An 18,277-nucleotide genomic window follows, 5' to 3' on the forward strand; every position below is an offset into this window, starting at 1 on the left:
GCACGACCCCGCCCGCATCCCAGCCCTCGATGATCATGAGATCCGGGTGGCGACACGCCATGGGGACCCGGCCCGTCGCCACCACAGCTCCATGCGTCCGGAGGCGCGGTAGAGCTGGCTGACACGTGCGCGGGGCCGGGAGCGCCGAGGGCCCGGGGGGCGTCCGCTTACAGCTCGCCGTCGATCCAGCGGTCGATGATGTGCCGGGCGATGGAGACCGCCGGTGGCAGCGCCCGCGGGCCGGCGCCGGAGCGCAGCTCGTCGCGGGTGAACCAGCGGGCCTCCTCGATCTCGGTGGGGTCCAGGTGCAGCGTCCGGTCGCCCTCGACCCGGGCGGTGTAGCCCAGCATCAGCGACTGCGGGAACGGCCACGGCTGGCTGCCCACGTAGCGGACGTCGGTGACCCGCAGCCCGACCTCCTCGGCGACCTCCCGGGCCACCGCGCCCTCCGCGGACTCCCCCGGCTCGACGAAGCCGGCGAGGATGGAGAAGCGTCCCGGCGGCCACACCGCCTGGCGGCCCAGCACGCACCGGTCGCCGCCGTCGTGGACCAGCATGATCACGGCCGGGTCGGTGCGGGGGAACAGCTCCGCGCCGGTCTCCGGGTCCCGTTGCACCCAGCCGGCCCGCTCGATCGTCGTCCGTGCGCCGGACAGCGGGCTGAACCGGTTGCGCTCGTGCCACTCGACCATGGCGATCGCCTCGGCGAGCAGGCCGGCGTCCAGGTCGCCGAGGTCCGCACCGAGGTCGCGGAGCCCGGCCCAGGTGTCGGCCGGGCGGCCGCCGAGGGTGAGCCGTCGCTCCCCGCGGACGGCGGCGTAGGGCACCCCGTCGGCCTCGCCGAGGTAGACCGCGCCCTCCGGCAGCCCGGCGCGCTCCTCCCAGAGCAGGCGCGGACCACCCTCGGCCTCCTCGACGGGCACGGTGCGCCGCTCGTCGACCGTGAGCACCCGCACCGGGCGGCCGCCGGTCGGGTCGGGCAGCAGGCGGGCCAGGTGGCTGCGGTCGTGCGCGGACCGGGACAGCACCGGTACCGCCCCGACCGGCGAGGGGCTGCTCTCCGGCCACGCGACGCCGTCGCCGGACGGCGGCGGGTTGTCGGCCGGGCTGCTGCCGCCGTCCGGGACGCTCATGCCGGGTCCGCCGGGGAGACGACCTCGACCGGTCCGAACGTCCGCAGCGGGTCGGCGACCTGCCCCGCGTCGCCGACGACGACGGCGGTCAGCGCGGCCGGCTGCAGGACTCGGCGGGCCGCCTCCTGCACCTCCTCGACCGTGACCCGGGCCAGCGCCTGCTGGTGCTCGGCCAGCCACTGCGGCGGCAGGCCCGAACCGGTGAGCGCGGAGAGCGTGCTGGCCAGCCCCGCGTGCGTGGCGGTGGACAGCGCCATGCTGCCGAGCACGTAGCGGCGGGCGGCGTCCAGCTCCTCCTCGGTGACCGGCGCGAGCGCCATGCGGCCGAGCTCGTACCAGGTCTCGAGGAACGCCGGCCCGGTGACCTCGGTGGCGACGTCGGCCTCGACGAGGAACGAGGAGGCGGCGGCCAGGTGGTCGACCGAGCTGCGCGGGCTGTAGCTGTAGCCGCGCCGCTCGCGGATGTTCTCCACCAGGCGGGAGGAGAAGTAGCCGCCGTAGACCATGTTCGCCAGCCGCACGGCGGGCAGGTCGGGGTCGGTGCGGCTGGGCGCCGGGCCGCCCAGGCGCAGGTTCGACTGCACCGCGCCGGGCCGGTCGACCACCTGCAGCGGCCCGGGTGCCGGCTGCGGCACCGGCGGGGCGGCGACCGCCGTCCCCTCGCCGGTCCAGCCGGCCAGCGCCGTGCCGACGGCGCCGACGGCCGCGGCCGGGTCGAGGTCGCCGACCAGCACCAGGGTGCTGCCGGCGGGGAGGACCCGCTCCCGGTGCAGCTTGCGCAGCGCCTGGCTGCGGACCGCGTCCACCAGCTCGACGGCGGGCAGCTGCTCGGCGTAGGGGTGCGCGCCGTAGCGGCGGGCGGCCAGCGCGGTGCGCGCGATGATGCCGGGCTGGGAGCGGGCGATGGAGATCCGCTCGGCGACCCGGGCGCGCTCGGCCTCCACCCGGTCGGCCGGGTACGTCGCGTCGGTCAGCACCTCGGCCAGCACGCCCAGCACGGGAGCGAGCCCCTCGGCGAGCAAGGTGGTGGCGAACAGCAGCCGGTCGGGGTCGGTGGAGACCGACAGCTCGCCGCCGTGGGCCTGCACTGCCTCCGCGATGCCGGTGGCATCGTGCGCACCGGTGCCCAGCAGGACGGCACCGGAGAGCACCGAGGCGCGGGCGGTGTGCTGCGCGGCGGTGCGGGCGGTCGGCGCGGCGAAGGGCACCCGCAGCCGCAACTCGACGAGCGGGACGCCCGGCCGCGGCACGACGACCAGCCGGAGACCGTTGGGCAGCGTCTCCTCGGTGACGGCCAGCTCGGGCTGCGGCCGGGGCTCACCCAGCGGCGGGACCAGCACGGGGGCGTTCACCGCCGTCCTCCCGTGGCACGCAGCTCGAGGACCGCGACGGTGCCCGGGTCCAGCCCCCGGGCGGCGGCCTGCACCTGCTCGGGGCCGACGGCGGCCAGCCGGGCAGCGAGCTCGCCGGCCAGCTCGGCGCGGCCGTGGACCAGCTCCGCGGTGGCGAACGCCAGGGTGCGGCCGAGCACCGAGTCGGCCTGGCGCAGCAGCTGGGCCTCGGTGCGCGCCTGCACGCGGGCCAGCTCGTCGGCGCCGACGCCGTCCTGGGCGATCCGGCCGATCTCCTCGTGCACGGCGGTGATCACCTTCTCGGCCGGGACCGACGCCGGGTGGTGCACCTGGGTGGTGAGCAGCGTGGCGTCCCGGACGTCGAACGGGTCGCCGAACAGGCCCACGTAGCTGCTCTGCGCGATGGCCAGCTGGTCGTCGTGGACCAGCCGGCGCTCCAGCCGGGAGGCGTCGCCCTCGCTGAGCAGCTCGGCGAGGAGCACCGTGCCGAGGTAGGTGTTTAGGTCGCCGACCGGGTCCGGGACGCGCCAGCCGAGGGCGACCGCGGGCGCCGGGGCCAGCGGGTCCTCGACCACGCCGGAGCGCACGCTCGTCGGCGACGGCTCGCCGGTGGGCGGTGTCGGCGGCACCTCGCGCGCGGCGATCGGGCCGAACCAACGGCGCACCAGCTGCTCGGTCTCCTCGACGTCGAGGTCGCCGCCCAGGCACAGGACGGCGTTGCCCGGCGCGTAGTAGCGGTGGAAGAAGTCCGAGGCGTCGTCGACGGTCGAGGACTCGAGGTCCACGAAGGAGCCGTAGCCGTCGTGGGTGTTGGCGAAGCTCTCGAAGGCGATCGCGGGCAGCTGCAGCCACGGGAAGGCGCCGTACGGGCGGTTGAGCACGTTGACCCGGATCTCCTCCTTCACCACGTCGATCTGGTTGCGGAGGTTCTCCTCGGTGATGGCCGGCGCCGCCATGCGGTCGGCCTCGAGGAACAGGGCTCGCTCGAGGGCCTCTGCGGGGAGGGCCTCGTAGTAGTTCGTGTAGTCCTGGTGGGTCGAGCCGTTGAAGGTGCCGCCCGCGGCCTGGACCAGGCGGGCGTGCTCCATCTTCGGGACGTTGGCCGAGCCCTGGAACATCAGGTGCTCGAAGAGGTGGGCGAATCCGGTGCGGCCCTGGGGCTCGTTGCGCATCCCGACGTCGTAGGAGACGGTCACGGCGACCACCGGGACGCTGCGGTCCGGCGCCAGCACGACCCGCAGCCCGTTCTCCAGTCGGAAACGCTGCACCGGGTGCCGGAGGGTGAGGTCGGCCCCAGCTGCAGTCACGTGCCCGACCCTAGCCGCGCCCGGGGAGGCCCGCGTCGGGCGACGCCGGAGGGGCGCCGTCCGTCACCCGGGGGTCCCTGCGAGCGGGCGCCCGGAGGGTCCTCCCGAGCAGGGACGGGGGGTCTGGGGCTCGACGCAGGCCGGGGACGGCACGTGGTCGCGGTGTCGGCCGGTGGGCCGACGATGTCACAGCACGTCGACGCCGTCGACCACCCGGTCGACGACCCCGTACAGCTCCGCGTGGGTGTTGGGGACGGAGATGTACAGCAGTGCGGGGGCCGGGCGACCGACGTCGACGATGAGCAGGGCGACCCGCTCCGCCGACGCCTCGTAGCCGTCCACGTCCCAGGACAGGTCGAACTCGAGCAGGTGCGCGGGGACGCCGTCGACGATCCGGGCCTCGTCGCGCAGGACCTCCGGCGCGTTGGGGAGCGGGTAGTAGTTCAGGCGCACGCTGTCGGCGACCCGGGCGAGGGCCGGCTGCAGACCGCCTGCGCCGGGGTAGAAGCCCGGCGACAGCGGACCGGAAGTGCACTGGGCGATGAACAGACCGCCGTCCGGCGTCACGTCCTGCGTGACGAGGTACTGCCCGGCCACCGACGTCGTCTCGACCATGTCCTGCAGGTCGTACTCGAGCCAGCCCTGGCCGAGGTAGGGATAGGCGATGCCGGCGGCCTCGTCGACGATCCGCACGGTGTCGGGCGGGAACGGCGAACCGGTCGGCGCGGGCGGTGCGGCGGCGCCCCGGTCGTCGTCCGGACCGCTGGGCCGGCCGACGAGGAAGCCGATGAGGACGACGAGCACCAGCCCGAGGACCGACAGCCCGACCACCCAGGCGGTGCGCTGCGGCGGTCGTCCCGGGCCGGGCGGCGGACCCTGCGCGGGGCCCGCGGGCGCCAGGGCCGGCGGCGCGACCGGCGCCTGCACGGCCACGCCGGGACCGGCGGGGGTGGTGACGTCGGACCAGGCGGCGCCGCTCCACCAGCGCACCATCCCCGGTGTGCCGTCGGGGTCGGGGTACCAGCCCGGCGGCGCGCTCGACTGACCGGTCACGGCGTCACCCTAGGACCGCCGCCCGGGACCTCAGGTCACCGACGGTCGGCGTCGTCGTCCCACCAGAAGACCAGCTCCCGCAACTCGTCCTCCCCGCCGCCGCGCACCTCGGCGACGGCGAGCGTGCCGGTGTCGTCCCAGGTCCAGCGCAGTTGCGCGTCGCCCTGCGCGTCGAGGGAGCAGGCCAGCCGGCCCACCGTCCGGCCGTCGGAGTCCTCCAGGAGCAGCCAGCCCTCCGGGTCGTCGCCGTTCCCGCAGCCGTACTCGCTGTCGAGCACGGGCAGCCCCGCGGCCTCCACGTGCTCGGCCAAGGCGGTGGCGGCGCCGTTCCCGGCGTAGAGGGTGTGGGTGGTCGCTGGGGCGCCGTCCTCGTCGGGGTCCCCGGCGGGGCAGTCGAGCCGCCCCAGCGTCTCGCCGTCGCCGGGTGCGGCGGTGCAGTCCGTGGCGTCGACCTCCTCGGGCAGGGCCAGGGCCAGCAGCCGCTCGGCGACTCCGGAGACGTCGGCGGCGGCCGCGTCGGCGCGGCGGTCGGCGGTGTCGGCCCGGCGGTCGGCGGTGACGTACAGCCCGGCCAGCACCAGCGCCGCGACGGTCGCGGCGGCGGCGAGCACCCACGGCAACCAGCGGAGCCGGCGCCGGGTCCGGGCGGCGGGCGGGGCGCCGACGAGGGTCGGCGCCGAGGGCACCGGGGCGGCGGCCGGCACGACCCGGGTGGGAGAGCGAGCCCCGTCGGTCGGCAGTGGGCCGACGGCGATCGCGTCGTCCGGGGACGGCACCGGGACGCCGCTGCCGGTCAACGCCGCTCGAGCGGCGTCGGCGAGGTCGCCGGCGCGCTGCCAGCGCCGGTCCGGGTCCTTGGCCAGGCCGCGCAGGACGACCTCGTCGAGCGCCGCGGGCAGCCCCGGGCGCAGGGACGACGGCGCCGGCGGGGCCTCGTGCAGGTGCGCGGCCATCACCCGCGCCGGGTCGCCGGGCGGGAACGGACGGCGACCGGTGAGCAGCTCGAACAGCAGGCAGGCCAGGGAGTAGACGTCGGCGCGGGCGTCCGGCGGCGTCGGGCCGAAGCGCTCGGGGGCCATGTACTCGGTGCTGCCGACCGCGGTGCCGACGGCGGTCAGCGCTGGCCCGGGTCCGTCGTCGGCGCCGCGGGCGACGCCGAAGTCGGCCAGGTAGGCGAAGTCCTCCCCGGCGGCGGAGGTGGCCAGGTCCCGCCCGTCGGCGCGGCCGACGAGCAGCACGTTCGACGGCTTGACGTCCCGGTGGACCAGACCCCCGGCGTGCGCGGCGTCCAGGGCACGGGCTACCTGGCCGACCAGGTCGACGGCGCGGGCGGGGTCCATCGGGCCGGTGCGCCGCAGCAGCGAGTCGAGGTCCTCGCCGTCGACCAGTCGCATGTCGAGGAAGAGCTGGCCGTCGATCTCCCCGTACCGGTGGATCGGGATGACGTGCGGCTCGGTGAGGCGGGCGGCGATGCGGGCCTCGCGCCGGAAGCGGTCGCGGTAGCCCTCCTCCTGGGCCCACTGCGGGTGCAGCACCTTGAGCGCGACGTCCCGCTCGTGCTCGCCGTCGTGCGCCCGCAGCACCTGCCCCATGCCGCCGCGGCCGAGCACGCCCGTGATCCGGTAGGGGCCGAACTGCCCGCCGTGCTGCGGCCCGGTCACCGCGGGCGCAGCGGCACGGTCGCGAGCTCCCGCCACAGGTGCGCGGCGGCCTCGGCCCCGCGGTACAGCATCGGCAGCAGCACCCGCTCGTTCGGCGAGTGGATGCGGTCGGTGGGCAGCCCGGCGCCGAGGAACACCAGCGGCGCGCCGAGGACGTCGACCAGGTCGGCCTCCGGTCCGCTGCCGCCCTCGCGGGTGAAGAGGACGTCGGCGGGGTCGCAGTCGTTGGCCTGCCCGATCGCGGTGAGCAGGGCGGCCATCGCCGGGGAGTCGAGGTCGCTGGCGCACGGCGAGACACCGCCGGCCGGGACGTGCACGTCGGCCTGGATGCCCGCCGGCAGGTTCGCCGCCACCCAGCCGCGCACCTGCTCGGCGAGGTCGGCAGGGCGCTGGTCGGCGACCAGCCGGAAGGTGATCTTGGCGTGCGCCTCGGCCGGGATGATGGTCTTGTGTCCGGGGCCGGTGTAGCCGCCCCACATGCCGTTGACCTCGGCGGTGGGCCGGGCGCCGATCCGCTCCAGGGTGGTGAAGCCGTCCTCCCCGGTGGCGAGCCGGGAGGCGGCGGGACCGGTCAGCCAGGCCTGCTCGTCGAAGGGCACGCGGGCCATGAGGTCGCGCTCCCGGTCGGTGAGCGGGCGGACCCGGTCGTAGAACCCGGGCAGGGTGACCCGCCCGTGGGCGTCGTGCAGGCTCGCCAGCAGGGTCGCCATGGCGTGCAGCGGGTTGGGGACGCCGCCGCCGAACGAGCCCGAGTGCAGGTCGACGGCGGGCCCGCGCAGGGTGATCTCGGCGTCGGCCAGCCCGCGCATCGCCACGACCGCGCTGGGGACGTCGGGGGCGGCCATCCCGGTGTCGCTGACCACCACGACGTCGCAGCGCAGCCGCTCGGCCCGCTCCCGGAGCAGGGCGGCGAAGTGCGGCGAGCCGGACTCCTCCTCGCCCTCGACCAGCACCTTGACGGTCACCGCCGGGGTGTCGCGACCGGTGGCGGCCAGGTGCGCCCGCATGCCGAGCAGGTGCATCGCGACGTTGCCCTTGTCGTCGATGGCGCCGCGGGCGTGCAGCTCCGGTCCGTCGGAGCCCTCGACGCGGGCCGGCTCGAACGGCGGGTGCTCCCACAGCTCCAGCGGGTCGACCGGCTGGACGTCGTGGTGCCCGTAGACAAGGGCCACCGGCGCGCCGTCGTCCGCCGACGGCCACTCGGCGTAGACGGCGGGGGCGCCGGCGGTCTTCCAGACCTCCACGACCGGGAAGCCCGTGCGGCGCAGCGCGGCGGCCAGCCACTCGGCGCTGGCGGCGACGTCCGGCGCGTGCGCGGGGTCCGCGGAGATCGACGGGATCCGCAACCACGCGTCGAGGTCGGTGTGCAGGTCGTCGAGGTGCGCGTTGACGAAGTCGCGTTCCGGGCTGCTCACGACTCCCGACGGTAGCGTCGCGGCCATGTCGGGACAGCTCCTGCGCGTGGACGTCGGCGACCTCACCTTCGACGTCCGGGCCGACGGGCCGGACGACGGCCGCCCGGTGCTGCTGCTGCACGGCTTCCCGGAGACGTCGGCGTCGTGGGCCGCGGTGACGCCCCGGCTGACCGAGGCGGGGCTGCGCACGTACGCCGTCGACCAGCTCGGCTACTCCCCCGGCGCCCGGCCGTCGGACGTCGACTCCTACGCCGTGACCAACCTCGCGCAGGTGACCGCCGACCTGATGACGGCGATGGACGTGCCGGTGGCCGATGTCGTCGGGCACGACTGGGGCGCCAACGTGGCCTGGGCGCTGGCCGCCTGGCACGAGGACCGGGTGCGATCGCTGACCGCGGTCTCCGTGCCGCACCCGACGGCGTTCACCACCGCGTGGCGCTCGGACCCCGAGCAGCAGGAGCGGTCGGCCTACATCCGCCTCTTCTGGCAGCAGGGCAAGGCCGAGGAGGTGCTGCTCGCCGACGACGCCCGGCGGCTGCGGCGGATCTTCGGGGACGCCGTCCCGTCCGAGGCCGTCGACGAGTACGTGGCCGTGCTCTCGGCGCCCGGCGCGCTGACCGCCGCGCTCAACTGGTACCGCGCGATGAGCTCGTCCACGCCGGTCGACGACGTGCCGGTGCCCACCACCTACGTGTGGAGCGACGGGGACGTCGCCATCGGGCGGCGGGCCGCGGAGGGCTGCGCCGAGTACGTCACCGGCGACTACCGGTTCGTGGAGCTGGCCGGGGTGAGCCACTGGATCCCCGAGCAGGCCCCTGAGCAGCTGGCGGTCGCGGTCCTGGACCGCATCGCCTCCACCTGAGAGAGGACCCTCAGGAGGACCCCGTCCTCCCTGTCGCTCGTAGCAGACCCCCTGCCCCCCACCGCTCGCAGGCTCGCGGCGAGACCCTGCAGGGGCCCGTCGGGAGGTCAGTACTCCTCCGGCTCGGGCTCGTCGGGGAGGTCGTCGGTACGGCCGGTGACCAGGGCGAGCAGGCCGGCCTCGTCGAGCAGGTCGACCGGGCGCACGGTGACGCCGGCGGCGACGTGGTGGAATCCGGCGCTGACCCGCTCGACCGGGACGCCGGTCAGCCGTGACCAGCCCAGCCGGTAGGCGGCCAGCTGCACCGCCGCGGCGGCGAGCTCCGCGCCCATCGGCGGCGGGCCGGTCTTCCAGTCGACGACCTCGAAGCCACCACCGCCGTCGTCGAAGACCGCGTCGATGCGCCCGCGCAGGGTGAGCGGACCCAGGGGCGTCTCGAAGGGCACCTCGACCTCGACCGGCTGCCGGTCGGCCCAGGGGCTGGCGAGGAACGCCTCCTGCAGTGCGGTCAGCGCGCCGTCGGGGGCGGCGGACTCGTCGCCGGAGCCGGGCAGCTCGTCGAGGTCGAGCAGCCGGGCGACGCTGAAGCGCTCCTCCAGCCAGGCGTGGAAGGCGGTGCCGCGGCGGGCCAGCGGCGCGGGCGCGGCGGGCATCGGCCGGCGCAGCCGCCGGGCGAGCTCGGCGGGGTCGCGGCGCAACGTGACCAGCTCGGATACCGACAGGTGGCTGGGCAGCGGCACCTCGACGGTCGGTCGGGCGATCCGTCGTCGCTCGCGCAGCAGCAGGTCGGCGTCGCGCACCCACCGCTCCACCTCCGGGTCGCCGGTGCCGAGGACGGCGGCGGCATCGAGCGGGTGCGGGGCGGCGCCGGCCACCAGCTCGGCGGCGGCGGTGAGCGCACGGCGGCGCGGCGGCGAGAGTGGATCGGCCGGCCACATGCCCACCGGCCACTCCTCCAGCGCCGGGTTGGTGGCGCCCTCCTCGGGGCGTTCGGCCCACGCGACGACGACGCCGGCACCGGCGGAGCACGCACGGCGGACGGTGTCGAGCAGCACCGACGGGCCGTTCGGCTTCACGCCCTCGCGCCACCAGCTGCCCGAGCACAGCAGCAGGTGCTTGGCGCGGGTGACCGCCACGTAGCCCAACCGGATCTCCTCGGCCTCGCCGAAGCGCTTCCACTCCTCGACGTAGTCCTCGAGCGCGGCCCGCACCGCGGCCTGGTCGCCGGAGCCGGGCACCGGCAGGCGCAGCTGCGGCAGCTCCTCGCGGTCGGTGGTGCGCAGGTCGACCGGGACGGCGCCGGGGTCCTTGACCCACGAGTCGCTGGTGTCGGTGCGGGAGGGGAACTGGTCGGCGGTCATGCCGGGCACGGCGACGACGTCCCACTCCAGGCCCTTGGCCGAGTGGCCGGTGAGCAGCTGGATCGACTCGGGGTCGACCGCGACCTCGCCGGGCTCGAGGCCCCGCTCGCGTTCCTCGGCGTCGCGCAGGTAGCCGAGGAAGGCCGGCAGCGAGGGCAGCTCGGCCAGCTCGGTGAATTCCGCGGCGACGGCGTGCAGCGCGTCGAGGTGCGCCCGCGCCGAGCCGGGGCTCACGCCGGGAGCGCTGGCCAGCTCGGTCTCCAGGCCCAGCACCCGGGCGACGTCGTCGACCATGTCGGGCAGCGACTCCCCCAGCCGGCCGCGCAGGTGCGCCAGCTCCGCGGCCAGCCGGCGGAGCCGCCGATAGGCCGCGGGCGAGAAGGCCGACGGGTCCCCGAGGTCGTCGAGCGCCTCGACGATGCTGCCGCGCTCGGACGGGCGGGGAGCGGTGTCGTCGTCGTCCTCGCGGTCCGGCTTCCGGGAGTGCACCAGCGCGCGGGCGCGGGACTCGAGCGCGGCGAGGTCGCGGGGGCCGATCCGCCAGCGGGCACCGGTGAGCAGCCGGCCCATCGCGTCGCCGGCGCTGGGGTCGACGAGCACGGTCAGCGTCGCGACGACGTCGGAGACCTCGGGCACCTCCAGCAGCCCGCCGAGGCCGACGACGGTCACCGGCAGGCCGCGGGCGCGCAGCGCGGCGGCGATGCCGGGCAGCTGCTTGCGGGTGCGCACCAGCACCGCCGTCGTCGGGGGCCTGCCGTCGGCGCGCGGCGGCAGCACCGGGTCCTCGCCGCGCCAGCAGGCGGCCAGCCGGTCGGCGAGCGCCTCGGTCTCCTGCGCCACGGTCGGATAGAGGCCGGCGGTGACCAGCCCGTGCCCGGCGCTGGGCGCCGGGGCGAGGTCGGGCAGCGGCACCTCCGGCGCCGGCAGCAGCCCGGCGACGGCGTTGGCGACGGCGAGCACCGCGCCGTCGTTGCGCCAGCTGGTGGCCAGCGTGAGCCGCTGCGCCTCCCGGCTGCGGACGCCGGGGAAGGTGCGGTCGAAGCGCTCGATCGTCCCCGCCGACGCGCCGCGCCAGCCGTAGATCGACTGCCGTGGGTCTCCGACGGCGAGCACCGCGTGCCCGGTGGTGCGACCGAACAGCGCCTCGAGCATCCGCAGCTGGCCGACACTGGTGTCCTGGTACTCGTCGAGCAGCACGATCCGCCAGCGGGCCCGCTCGCGACGGCCGACCTCGGGCGCGGTCACGGCGATCCGCGCGGCCAGCGCCACCTGGTCGGAGTGGTCGATCGCCCCGGCGGCCCGCTTGCGCGCCTCGAACGCCTCGACCAGGGGCAGCAGCGCCACGCGGGCGCGCTGGCGGGCCAGCATCTCGAGCACCGGCCTGTAGGGGCCGCGCTTGCCCTTGGCATCGGGGTAGCCGGCGATCCGCCGCTCCAGCTGCGCGGTCCACGCGCGCAGCCGGTCGGCGGTGATGTCGTGCTCGCCGAGCTCGCCGGCCAGCGCCAGCACGTCCTCGACGGTGGTCAGCGGGGTGAGCTGGACGTCGTCCATGTCGCCGGTCCAGCCGGACACGACGGACGCCGCCTGCCCCCAGCACATCGCTGGGCCCAGCACGCCGGCACCGGGCTCGACGCCGATCCGCAGCCCGTGCTCGCTGACCAGCGAGGCGGCGTAGCCGTGGTACGTCGACACCGTCGGCATCGCGACGGCCAGCCGCTCCTTCAGCTCCGGATCGGTCTCCGGGTGCCGGGACAGCGCGCCCAGCCGGATCCGGATGCGCTCGTTGAGCTCGCTGGCGGCCTTGCGGGTGAAGGTCAGCCCCAGGACCGCGTCGGGGGCGACCAGCTCGTTGGCCACCAGCCAGCAGACGCGGGCGGCCATCGTCTCGGTCTTGCCCGACCCGGCGCCTGCGACGACGACCAGCGGCCGGTCGGCCGGCGCCGACACCACCCGCGCCTGCTCGTCGGAGGGCGCGTAGGCCAGGCCGCAGCGCACGGCGACCTCGGTCGGGGTGAGCAGCCGGCGCGCCCGCACCGGCTCGGGCGCCGCACCGAACAGGGCGTCGTCGAAGGCGAGCTGGTCCTCGACCGCGGGCACCCGCCGACTCACGAGGTCACCTGCCGGCCGCGCTCGTGCAGCGGGCAGCTGCGCCGGGCCGGGCACCGGGAGCAGTGGCTGCCGGTGCGCACCTCGAAGGTGCCCGCGCCCATGCCGTCGCCGACCTGCGCCACCAGCTCCCCGGCCCAGGTCTCCCCCACCGGGACGCCGGCGGGCAGCGGGTCCTGCGCCTGCTCCTTGGCCTTGCTCCCGGAGCCGACCTGCAGCAGCGCCGCTCCGCCGGGGGCCTCGCCGTGCTCGCCGAACGCGCCGGCGGCGACGGCCACCTGGTAGGCGGCCAGCTGCCCGTGGGTGTCGATGTCGCGCGCGGCGCTGCGGCCGGTCTTGAGGTCGATCACGACCAGCCGGCCGGCGCCGTCGCGCTCGAGCCGGTCGACCTGGCCGCGGATGCGGGCCCGCCCCACGGTGACGTCGAAGTCGGCCTCGGCGGCGAGCAGCTCGCGGCCGTTGGCGGCGTGCCAGCGCAGGAACCGGTCGAGCATGTCGCGGGCGGCGATCCGCTGCCGCTGGTCGGCCCAGCCGGGGCCGAGGTCGAGCTGGTCGAGCTCCTCGGCCAGCGCGGCGGGTGCCCCGGCAGCGGGCAGTCCCTCGGCCACCTGCTGCGCGACGGCGTGCACCGCCGAGCCGACGGTGCGGGTCGCGTCGGGCGAGGCCTCGGCGCCGACCGCGCCGAGCACCCACTTCAGCGGGCAGCGCTGGAAGGTCTCGATCGCCGACGGGCGCACCCGCACCGCCTCGCCGTCGGGCACCAGCGGAGCGTCGTCGGACAGCGGCGCCAGGCCCCACCAGTCGGCCGGGGAGGCCCCGGGCACGCCTTCGTCGGCCAGCCGGCGCAGCACCGCGGCCGCGGCAGACCGGCGGGCCGGCTCGGTCTGCGGGTCGCTGACCGCCCGCCGCAGCTCGGCGACCAGTGCGGGCAGCGTGAGCGAACGGGGCAGCGGCGTCAGCGGCCGGCCGTCGTCGGGCGGGGGGACGACGAGGTCGAGGAACCGGGAGGCGGTGGCGCCGGCGTCGGGTCCGTCCAGGGCACCCTCGACGGCGGTCACCACCAGCCGGCGGCGGGCGCGGGTGCAGGCGACGTAGAACAGCCGCCGCTCCTCGGCCAGCATCTGCACTCGCCGGTCGAGAACGGCGCCGTCGATGCCCGCCACCCGCTCGACCAGCACCTCGGTGCCCAGCAGCGTGCCGCGGTCGCGGAGGTCGGGCCAGATGCCCTCCTGCACGCCGGCCACGCAGACGACGTCCCACTCCAGGCCCTTGGAGGCGTGCGCGGTGAGCAGCCGGACGGCGTCGGTCGCCGACTCCCGGCCCGCGCCGCCGACCCCGGGCAGCTCCTGTGCCGACAGGTGCTCGACGAACGCGCCGACGGTGGCCGAGGGCAGCCGGTCGACGAAGCCGGCCGCGGCGTCGAAGAGCGCGACGACGGCGTCGAGGTCGCGGTCGGCGACCGCTCCGGCCGCCCCGCCGGCGGCGCTGGCCCGCGCCCACCGGCCGGCCAGGCCACTGCGCTGCCACATCGCCCACAGCACGTCCTCCGCGGACCCGTCGCGGGCCAGCGCCACCCGACCGGCGGCCAGCACGTCCGCGACCCGGCGCGCGGGGCGGGCGACGGCGTCGGGCAGCTCCTCCAGCAGCCCCTCGTCGGTGAGCGCGGTGGCCAGCGGCGCGCCCCGCTCGTCGGCGTCGACCCCGCGCCGGGCCTGCGCGATCCGCACGGCACGGCGCAGCCGGCGCAGGTCCAGCACGGTCGCGCCGCCCAGCGCGGAGGTCAGCAGCGCCTCGGCGCCGGGCTCGTCGAGGGCCAGGGTGCCCGGCTCGGCGCCCGGCCGCGGCAGCAGCGCGCCGAGCGCGGCCAGCAGCGGCGCGACGGCCGGCTGGGCGGCGAGCGGCAGGTCGTCGGTGCCCACCTCGACCGGGACGCCGGCCGAGGTGAGCGCGCGCCGCAGCGGCCCGATGGCCAGCGCGGTGCGCACGACGACGGCCATCCCCGACCACGGGACGCCGTCGACCAGGTGCGCGCGGCGCAGGGTGTCGGCGACGTAGGCGGCCTCGACCGATGCCGAGCCGAACACGTGCACCTCGGCGGCGCCCTCCTCGGCGCCCTCGACAGCGGCCAGCCTGCGGTGCTCCCACGGACCGGGCAGTGCCTCGGCGACCCTCCGGCTGACATCCAGCAACGCGGGGCCCGAGCGCCGGCACACGCCCAGCGACAGCCGCGGTGCGGGTCGGCCGCTCACGGTGCGGAACCGCTCGGGGAACTCGACGATGCCGCGCGGCTCGGCGCCGCGGAAGGTGTAGACGGCCTGGTCGGGGTCGCCCACGACGACCAGGTCGCCCCCGCCGCCGGCGAGCAGCTGCAGCAGCTCGACCTGCGCCGGGTCGGTGTCCTGGTACTCGTCGACGAACAGCCAGCGCGCCCGCTCCCGCTCGGCGCGCAGCAGCGCCGGGTCGTCCTCGAGCTCGGCGATCGCGGCCCGGACCAGCTCGGCGGGGTCGTAACCCGACGCGTCACCGCCGCCGGCGGTGGAGAAGGCGGTGACCGCCTCGTACTGCTCCTGGAAGGCCGCGGCGTGCAACCACGCCTCGTTGCCGGTCTCCCGGCTCCAGGCGGCCAGCAGCTCCGCGTCGACCCCCCGCTCGGTGGCCCGCAGCAGCAGCTCGCGCAGTTCGCCGCGGAAACCGGCGGTGGTCAGCGCCGGCAGCAGCGACTCCGGCCAGCGCACCGCGCCCTCCCCGGCCAGGTCACCGCGCAGCAGCTCGGCGACGAGGGCGTCCTGCTCGGCGGCGGTGAGCAGCCGCGGGGGCGCCTCCCCGCGCAGCAGCGCCGCCCGCCGCAACACGCCGTAGGCGTAGGAGTGGAAGGTGCGGGCCAGCGGCTCACGGATGGTGCGCGCCACCCGCGCGGCGACGCGGTCGCGCAGCTCGGCCGCGGCCCGGCGGCTGAAGGTCAGGACGAGGATCTGCTCGGGGTCGACGCCGCCGTCGATCCGCGCGGCGACCGCCTCGACGATCGTCGTCGTCTTGCCCGTGCCGGGGCCGGCGAGCACCAGCAGCGGGCCGCCCGGATGGTCGACGACGGCCTGCTGGGTGGGGTCGAGCCGAGGCCGGGGCACCGACGCCACGGCCGGCTGCACGAGGCAGTAGACCGGCGTCGACTCGTCCCCCCGAAGTGCCACACCCCGATGACACCACGAGCGTCGGACGTTCTCGGACGGGTCAGGCCATCGGAGCGCCGCGGTCGCCGCCGGAGGGCCTCCGGACATGGCCCGGGTCCGGCAGGCACGGCTGCCTCCGGCCGGCTCAGGGCCAGCCGACGGCGGCCAGGTCGACCCGGCCGTTGCGCACCGGCACGCCCTCGGCGGCCAGCAGCCCGAGCTGCTCGACCCGGACCGCCTGGGCGGCCGAGCCGTCGGCGCGAACCACCCGGTGCCACGGCACCGCTCCCCCACCCTGCGCCAGCGCGCGGGCGACCCGCCGCGGCCCCACGCCGACCAGCCGCCCGACGGCGCCGTAGGTGCTGACCCGGCCGGCCGGGATCCGCTCGACGACGTCGAAGACGGCCTCGTCGACGTCCAGCGGCGAGGAGCCCGGGGACGACGGTCCACCGGGCGCCACCGGGCTCACAGCACGCACGCCCGGCCGGGGTCTGCGAGCGGACGGCAGGGGTCCCGTCCCGGGGGTGGCTGGCACTTGCGGGGCACCTCCTGCCGATCTCGGGCAGCCGCAGCCTAGAGGCGAGGACGGGCGGTGCCGCCGCTCGCGCGGCCGTCGCCGTCAGCCCCGGCGGCCGTACCTCCCCAGCAGACGGACCTGCGGCGGAGCGGTCCGCGGCACGTCCAGCGGCGGGTCGAACAGGCCGGGCACACCCGTCTCGGGGAGCCGGTCGGCGACGACGAGGGCCGCCGTGACCAGCGCCGGGTCCAGCTCGGTGTCGCCGTGCGTGGCCCGGGCGAGGTCCCAGGAGTGCACCGTCAGGTCGGCGGTCATCTCCTCGATGTACTCCCCGGCCGAGACCGGCCCGCGGGACAGGTGGACGGTGTGCAGCAGCGCCCGGTCCTGCGCGAAGGCGGCCAGCGCGCCGTCGGCGGCGGACTCCCAGCCGGTCAGCGGGTCGTCTCCCAGCAGGTCGCTGGTGTCGTCGGGGAAGCGGCCGTCGATGAGGTCGAACGGCTCCCCGGCCAGCAGCGGGGGCACCCACAGCGCCTCGGACACCAGGTGCGCGACGAGGTCGGCGACCGTCCAGCCGGGCAGCGCCTCGTCGTCCCACTGCTCCGGCCCGACCGCGTCGACGCGGTCGGTGAACGCGGCCTGAGCGCGCTGGAAGAGCGCGATCAGCTCGGTCGGGGCGAAGTCGGGCATGCGGTCAGTAGACAGCGCGAGGGCCCGGTCCGCCCCCGTACGGGAACGGACCAGGCCCTGACGACGTCCTGGAACGGCCCCCTGGCGAGGGGCTGGAACGGCCTCGTCCCAGGGACCCGCGGCGCGCGAAGCGCGTCGTGGGGAGGGGCGAGGTCCTTTCAGTAGGTGGGCAGCGTCTTGTCGATGCGCGTCGCCCAGGCCGTCACGCCACCCTGGACGTGCACGGCGTCGGAGAAGCCCGCGTTCTTCACCGCGGCGAGCACCTCGGCCGAGCGGACGCCGGTCTTGCAGTGCAGCACGATCGGCTTGTCCTGCGGCAGCTGCGCCAGCGCCCGGCCGGAGAGGATCTCGTCCTTGGGGATGAGCGTGGCGCCGGGGATCGACACGATCTCGTACTCGTTGGGCTCCCGGACGTCGATCAGCTCGAAGTCCTTGCCGGCGTCCATCATGTCCTTGAGCTCGTCGACGGTGATCGTCGAGCCGGCGGCGGCCTGCTGGGCCTCGTCGGAGACGACACCGCAGAAGGTCTCGTAGTCGATGAGCCCGGTGATCGGCTCGCCCTCCGGGTCCTTGCGCACCTTGATGGTGCGGAAGGTCATCTCCAGGGCGTCGTAGACCATCAGCCGGCCGAGCAGCGTCTCGCCGATGCCGGTGATGAGCTTGACCGCCTCGGTGGCCTGGATGGCGCCGATGGTCGCGCACAGGACGCCGAGCACGCCGCCCTCGGCGCAGCTGGGCACCATGCCGGGGGGCGGGGGCACCGGGTAGAGGTCGCGGTAGTTCGGGCCGTGCTCGTTCCAGAAGACCGAGACCTGGCCGTCGAACCGGTAGATCGAGCCCCAGACGTAGGGCTTGCCCAGCAGCACGCACGCGTCGTTGACCAGGTAGCGCGTGGCGAAGTTGTCGGTGCCGTCGACGATGAGGTCGTACTGGCTGAAGATCTCCATCACGTTGTCGCTGTCCAGCCGCGTCTCGTGCAGGCGGACGTCGACGTAGGGGTTGATCTCCGTGATGGAGTCGCGCGCGCTCTCGGCCTTGGACCGGCCGACGTCGGACCTGCCGTGGATGATCTGGCGCTGCAGGTTCGACTCGTCGACGACGTCGAACTCGACGATGCCGAGCGTCCCGACCCCGGCCGCAGCCAGGTACATCAGCACGGGCGAACCGAGGCCGCCGGCGCCGACGGCGAGCACCTTGGCGTTCTTCAGCCGCTTCTGACCGTCCATCCCGACGTCCGGGATGATCAGGTGCCGGCTGTACCGGCGGACCTCGTCGATCGTGAGATCGGCGGCGGGCTCCACCAGGGGTGGCAGGGACACGAGCTGCTCCTCAGTACTCGACAGCGGCCCAGCGCAGGCCGACGTTCGCCGGGTCAACAGCGTGGCACGCCCGCCTTGTTCCCCGGCCACCGGAGCCGCGTACGAGCAGCGGTGCCCTCAGCTCCTGGCGGCCAGGCGCTTGAGCGTCTGGCCCACGTAGACGACCGACAGCACGAAGAAGACGGCGCCCACCGCAGCCCTCACCTGGTCGTCGGTGAGCCCGGAGTTGCGGGCGACCGGGTCGGCCACCGCGTCGGCCAGCTTCGCGCGCCAGCCCTGCAGACCGGCCTTGCCGAACGAGATCGCGTCCATGCCGGCCCCCTACCCGGGAAGCGGC

13 protein-coding genes are annotated in these 18,277 nt (G+C 76.2%); 1 reads left to right on the forward strand and 12 read right to left on the reverse strand.

The annotated features are described in order from the left end of the window. Nucleotides 1–167: 167 nt before the first annotated feature. The 6 genes from nudC to GOBS_RS20730 all read right to left on the reverse strand — a co-directional run bounded on the left by nudC (nt 168) and on the right by GOBS_RS20730 (nt 7,921). Complete coding sequence (gene nudC / locus GOBS_RS20705; RefSeq protein WP_012950223.1) at nt 168–1,133, reverse strand: NAD(+) diphosphatase; 966 nt, start codon at nt 1,131–1,133, stop codon at nt 168–170. Then, a complete protein-coding gene (locus tag GOBS_RS20710) occupies nt 1,130–2,485 on the reverse strand; it encodes a M16 family metallopeptidase (RefSeq protein WP_012950224.1) in 1,356 nt (451 codons plus the stop codon). The genes nudC and GOBS_RS20710 overlap by 4 nt, the downstream gene beginning before the upstream one ends. Continuing rightward, a complete protein-coding gene (locus GOBS_RS20715) occupies nt 2,482–3,792 on the reverse strand; it encodes a M16 family metallopeptidase (protein WP_012950225.1) in 1,311 nt (436 codons plus the stop codon). Before GOBS_RS20715 ends, GOBS_RS20710 begins: the two co-directional genes overlap by 4 nt. Nucleotides 3,793–3,978: 186 nt before the next feature. After that, nucleotides 3,979–4,845: a DUF2510 domain-containing protein gene (locus GOBS_RS20720; RefSeq protein WP_012950226.1), complete on the reverse strand. Its 867-nt coding sequence runs from the start codon at nt 4,843–4,845 to the stop codon at nt 3,979–3,981. Between the two features lie 35 nt (nt 4,846–4,880). Beyond that, complete coding sequence (locus GOBS_RS25760) at nt 4,881–6,506, reverse strand: serine/threonine-protein kinase (protein ID WP_012950227.1); 1,626 nt, start codon at nt 6,504–6,506, stop codon at nt 4,881–4,883. Further along, nucleotides 6,503–7,921: a M20/M25/M40 family metallo-hydrolase gene (locus GOBS_RS20730; RefSeq protein ID WP_041242569.1), complete on the reverse strand. Its 1,419-nt coding sequence runs from the start codon at nt 7,919–7,921 to the stop codon at nt 6,503–6,505. The genes GOBS_RS25760 and GOBS_RS20730 overlap by 4 nt, the downstream gene beginning before the upstream one ends. A 25-nt stretch (nt 7,922–7,946) precedes the next feature. Between GOBS_RS20730 and GOBS_RS20735 the strand changes: the two genes are divergently transcribed. Then, nucleotides 7,947–8,783, forward strand: coding sequence for an alpha/beta fold hydrolase (locus GOBS_RS20735; RefSeq protein WP_041241607.1), 837 nt, complete (start codon nt 7,947–7,949; stop codon nt 8,781–8,783). Nucleotides 8,784–8,890: 107 nt separating this feature from the next. Here the strand turns inward: GOBS_RS20735 and GOBS_RS20740 are convergent, their stop codons facing one another. From GOBS_RS20740 to GOBS_RS20765, 6 genes are all read right to left on the reverse strand, one after another. Further along, nucleotides 8,891–12,253, reverse strand: a complete 3,363-nt coding sequence (locus GOBS_RS20740) for an ATP-dependent helicase (RefSeq protein WP_012950230.1) — start codon at nt 12,251–12,253, stop codon at nt 8,891–8,893. Continuing rightward, a complete protein-coding gene (locus GOBS_RS20745) occupies nt 12,250–15,438 on the reverse strand; it encodes an ATP-dependent helicase (protein ID WP_012950231.1) in 3,189 nt (1,062 codons plus the stop codon). Before GOBS_RS20745 ends, GOBS_RS20740 begins: the two co-directional genes overlap by 4 nt. Nucleotides 15,439–15,562: 124 nt before the next feature. After that, entirely contained in the window at nt 15,563–15,895 is a 333-nt protein-coding gene (locus tag GOBS_RS20750; RefSeq protein WP_243697561.1) for an MGMT family protein, read from the reverse strand. A gap of 141 nt (nt 15,896–16,036) precedes the next feature. Beyond that, entirely contained in the window at nt 16,037–16,621 is a 585-nt protein-coding gene (locus GOBS_RS20755; protein ID WP_012950233.1) for a TIGR03086 family metal-binding protein, read from the reverse strand. 158 nt (nt 16,622–16,779) lie between these two features. Continuing rightward, nucleotides 16,780–17,940: an adenylyltransferase/sulfurtransferase MoeZ gene (moeZ, locus tag GOBS_RS20760; protein ID WP_012950234.1), complete on the reverse strand. Its 1,161-nt coding sequence runs from the start codon at nt 17,938–17,940 to the stop codon at nt 16,780–16,782. 117 nt (nt 17,941–18,057) lie between these two features. Beyond that, nucleotides 18,058–18,252, reverse strand: coding sequence for a hypothetical protein (locus GOBS_RS20765; RefSeq protein WP_012950235.1), 195 nt, complete (start codon nt 18,250–18,252; stop codon nt 18,058–18,060). Nucleotides 18,253–18,277 lie beyond the last annotated feature (25 nt).

Origin of the sequence: Geodermatophilus obscurus DSM 43160 (assembly GCF_000025345.1) — a bacterium.
In the GTDB taxonomy this organism is placed as follows: domain Bacteria; phylum Actinomycetota; class Actinomycetes; order Mycobacteriales; family Geodermatophilaceae; genus Geodermatophilus; species Geodermatophilus obscurus.